Genomic DNA, 3323 nt, shown 5'->3' with positions numbered 1-3323 from the left:
GCGCGGGAAGTGGCCGACCGGGTGCTGTTCATCGACCAGGGCGTGATCATGGAGGAAGGGCCGCCGGAGCAGATCTTCAGCGCGCCCAGGCACGAACGCACGCGCGAGTTCCTGCGCAAGGTGCTGTAACGACGCCATGAGGGCCGGGCGGGCGCCCGCCGCGCGGTGCGGGCGCCCCAGGGCCGTCGAGGCTCAACCGCTTGTGACCATGCGAGCGAATTCGCTCAAGTCGCACGGCACGACCATCACGCCGGCGCGCAGGCCGTTGGCGACATTCCGGTTTGGAAACACGATACGCTCGACCTCATGCGACACCGTGTAGGCGTAACTGCCGTCGTTCGCGAGCACGGTGCCGCGCGGGTAGGGGGTGAAGTTCGGCGTGTCGTCCGGGACATGCATGTCAAAGGCGTCGGACTGGCGGACGATTTCGGCGGCCACGCGAAACAGTTGCGCCGGGGCGTGCGTGTCATCGGCACTGGCCATCATCTCGCCTCCGGCGAGCCAACGCCGCAATCCCGTGTCGATGCCGCTGAAATCCTCGAGCCGGTTTCGGCCGAACGGTTCGACCTTGCCCAATTCGAGCGTGCAGCTTTCGGCGCCAAAGGTGGCGCAGGTGAAATACGAGAACGTGACGGCCGGCTGGTTCGTGAGCAGGATCGCCGCGATGTCGGCCGCGGCAAGATCAGCCAGCCAGCGCGGCTCGGGAGATCGCCCCTGCGCGGACGGCACAACGGCGAAACGGCGGAAATGCGAGGGGCGAATGGCCGTATGCATGTCGAAGTGACGGCGCTTGACGGACGTCGCAGCGGCCGGCGATTCATTGAAGAATGCCGTAACGATTCGCTCGAGTTCGGCGGCGCGCCGGGCAGCGGGCAACTCGGCGCGGCGCGTGTGCGCGCCGCAGAAGAGCCGATTCAAATCGAACTCCAGATAACGCTTGCCGGCACGCATGGCGGCCGGATTGCCGAGGATGACCAGAATGCGCTCACGCAATGTCAACGCGCCGGCATCGATGTCGCGCAGCATGCCGTCGACCAATTCAATGGGCGCGGTTTCATCGCCATGCACGCCGCACGACAGGACAGCGTCGTACCGGCGAGCCTGCGGCGCGGCGGGAAGCAGTTCCAGGATGCCCTCGGCATGCCATCGCCACGTAACCCCGTGTGCCGTGGCGCCGGTATCGCGATCGGGACGCCGGCCGGCCAACGCGGCTGCGAGCCAGTCTTGCAAGGGGGAGGGCACTGCTGTCATGAAGAAATCTCCGGGAACGCATCGGAAAAAACCGTATTTTAAGCGGTGCTTGCGCGCACAGCGCCAGGTGTGACAAGGCGTGCCACGGAATCTGCATGAGAATGTCGCAAATCTGAAGCGCTGGTGGATTGTTCGTCCCCTGGAATCCTGCCATCATTGGCCGCACTTCCTCGTTGTGGGCATCCGATGTCGAACACCGTCCGCCTGGCAGGGGCGCCGCTCGAGATCGGCGTACTGCTGCTGTCACCTTGCTCGCCCCTCACACTCGGGGCGCTCATCGAGCCGTTCTCGTTGGCCAATGCCGCGCGCGGCGAAACCGTTTTCGAGTGCCGTGTTTTTTCCTGTGACGGAAAGCCGGTCACATCACCAGGGGGACTGCCGTTGCCGGTGCATGGCGGCTTGCCCGCCGATTTCTCCGGCCACGCGATGTTCGTCGCTGCCGAGCGCGCGGAATCGTCCGTACACGACACGACGTTGCTCCCTTGGCTTGCGGCGCTGGCCGGCCGGCGCGTGGCGCTTGGCGGCGTGCACGCGGGCGGCCACTGGCTGGCCCGCGCGGGTGTGCTCGATGGGTATCGCGCGACCGTCCATTGGGAGGCGCTGGGGGATTTTGTCGAGCGTTTCGACGCCGTGATCGCCTCGCAGCAGTTGTTCGAAATCGACCGCGACCGCTTTACCAGCAGCGGGGGCATGGCCACGCTCGACATGACGCTGACGCTGATCGAGCAATGGGTCGGCCGCGATCTGGCGCTTCGGTTGTCGGAACGGCTGTGCCTGGAGCGCGTCCGTCCGGCGACGGAGCGCCAGCGCGTGCCGCTCGCCGCGCAACTGGGCGGGCAGCAGCCGAAGCTGACCGAAGCGATTCAGCTCATGGAGGCCAACCTCGAAGAGCCGCTGACCACCGACGAGATCTCGCGCTATGTCGGTCTGTCGCGCCGGCAGCTCGAGCGGCTATTCAAGCAGTTTCTGAATGCGCTGCCGTCCAAGTATTACCTCGAACTGCGCTTGATGCGCGCGCAGCGGTTCCTGCAACGCACGGACCGTTCGGTCGTGCAGATCGGCCTGTCGTGCGGTTTCTCGTCGGGGCCGCATTTTTCCACGGCCTATCGCGCGCGGTTCGGCATCACGCCGCGCGAAGAGCGTGCCCAATATTCGCAGTTCGGCGGGCCGGACGCCGCCGTTGGCGCGCCGGTCGAACGGGATGCCGGCCGATGACGAGTTCCTGTACCTCGATGTCGCATTGCCGGATTCAGCCTCGGCGCGGCGCGTCTAGAATGCCTGTGTCGCCTGGCGTATCCGCCAACCCGGTACGTCGCGCTTTTCCGTATCCGATTCAAGAGAACATCATGACCCAGCCAATCGCAGTGACCCGCCAGACGTTCGATGAAGTGATGGTTCCGAATTACGCGCCAGCGGGGATGATTCCGGTCAAGGGCGCGGGCTCGCGCATGTGGGACCAGAACGGCAAGGAGTACATCGATTTCACGGGCGGCATTGCGGTCAACAGCCTGGGCCATGCGCATCCGGAGCTGGTCAAGGTGATGCGTGAGCAGAGCGAGAAGGTCTGGCACATCGGCAACGGCTACACGAACGAGCCGGTGCTGCGCCTGGCCACGGCGCTCACGCAGGCGACGTTTGCCGACAAGGCATTTTTCTGCAACTCGGGGCTGGAGGCCAACGAAGCGGCGCTGAAGCTGGCGCGCCGCTACGCGTCGGACCACCATGGGGCGCACAAGCACGAGATCATCGCGTTCTATAACGCATTTCACGGGCGTTCGCTGTTCACGGTGAGCGTGGGCGGACAGGCGAAGTACACGGAAGGGTTCGGTCCGTTGCCGGGGGGTATCCGTCACCTGGCATACAACGACCTGGGGGCGGTGCAGGCGGCGATCTCGGAGAAGACGTGCGCGGTGATCGTGGAGCCGGTGCAAGGCGAGGGCGGGGTGCTGCCGGCCGACGCGGCGTTCCTGAAGGGGCTGCGCGCGCTGTGCGACCAGCACGCGGCGCTGCTGATTTTCGACGAAGTGCAAACGGGGGTGGGGCGCACGGGCAGCCTGTACGCGTACATGCAG

3 protein-coding genes and 1 pseudogene are annotated in these 3323 nt (G+C 65.7%); 3 read left to right on the top strand and 1 reads right to left on the bottom strand.

Translation table 11 applies throughout. The annotated features are described in order from the left end of the window. Positions 1-129, top strand: a pseudogene (locus PTE30175_RS27895) (polar amino acid ABC transporter ATP-binding protein); the annotation flags it as partial. 63 nt (positions 130-192) lie between these two features. Here PTE30175_RS27895 and astE read toward each other — a convergent pair. Continuing rightward, on the bottom strand, positions 193-1251 hold the full coding sequence (gene astE, locus PTE30175_RS27890) for a succinylglutamate desuccinylase (protein WP_150700321.1): 1059 nt from the start codon (positions 1249-1251) through the stop codon (positions 193-195). Between the two features lie 186 nt (positions 1252-1437). On the opposite strand from astE, the gene PTE30175_RS27885 reads away from it, so the two are divergent. Next, entirely contained in the window at positions 1438-2466 is a 1029-nt protein-coding gene (locus PTE30175_RS27885; RefSeq protein ID WP_150700320.1) for a GlxA family transcriptional regulator, read from the top strand. Between the two features lie 131 nt (positions 2467-2597). Further along, positions 2598-3323: aminotransferase class III-fold pyridoxal phosphate-dependent enzyme (locus tag PTE30175_RS27880; RefSeq protein WP_150700319.1), on the top strand; the 726-nt coding region annotated here is incomplete at its 3' end.

Origin of the sequence: Pandoraea terrae, from assembly GCF_902459695.1 — a bacterium.
In the GTDB taxonomy this organism is placed as follows: domain Bacteria; phylum Pseudomonadota; class Gammaproteobacteria; order Burkholderiales; family Burkholderiaceae; genus Pandoraea; species Pandoraea terrae.
Note: the sequence above shows the minus strand (reverse complement) of the source record. Positions and strands in the feature narration are given on the sequence as shown.

Bases quoted from the DNA above. Each gene is read 5' to 3' on its own strand.
- PTE30175_RS27885 (WP_150700320.1), top strand. From the start codon at position 1,438: ATGTCGAACACCGTCCGCCTGGCAGGGGCGCCGCTCGAGATCGGCGTA.
- astE (WP_150700321.1), bottom strand. From the start codon at position 1,251: ATGACAGCAGTGCCCTCCCCCTTGCAAGACTGGCTCGCAGCCGCGTTG.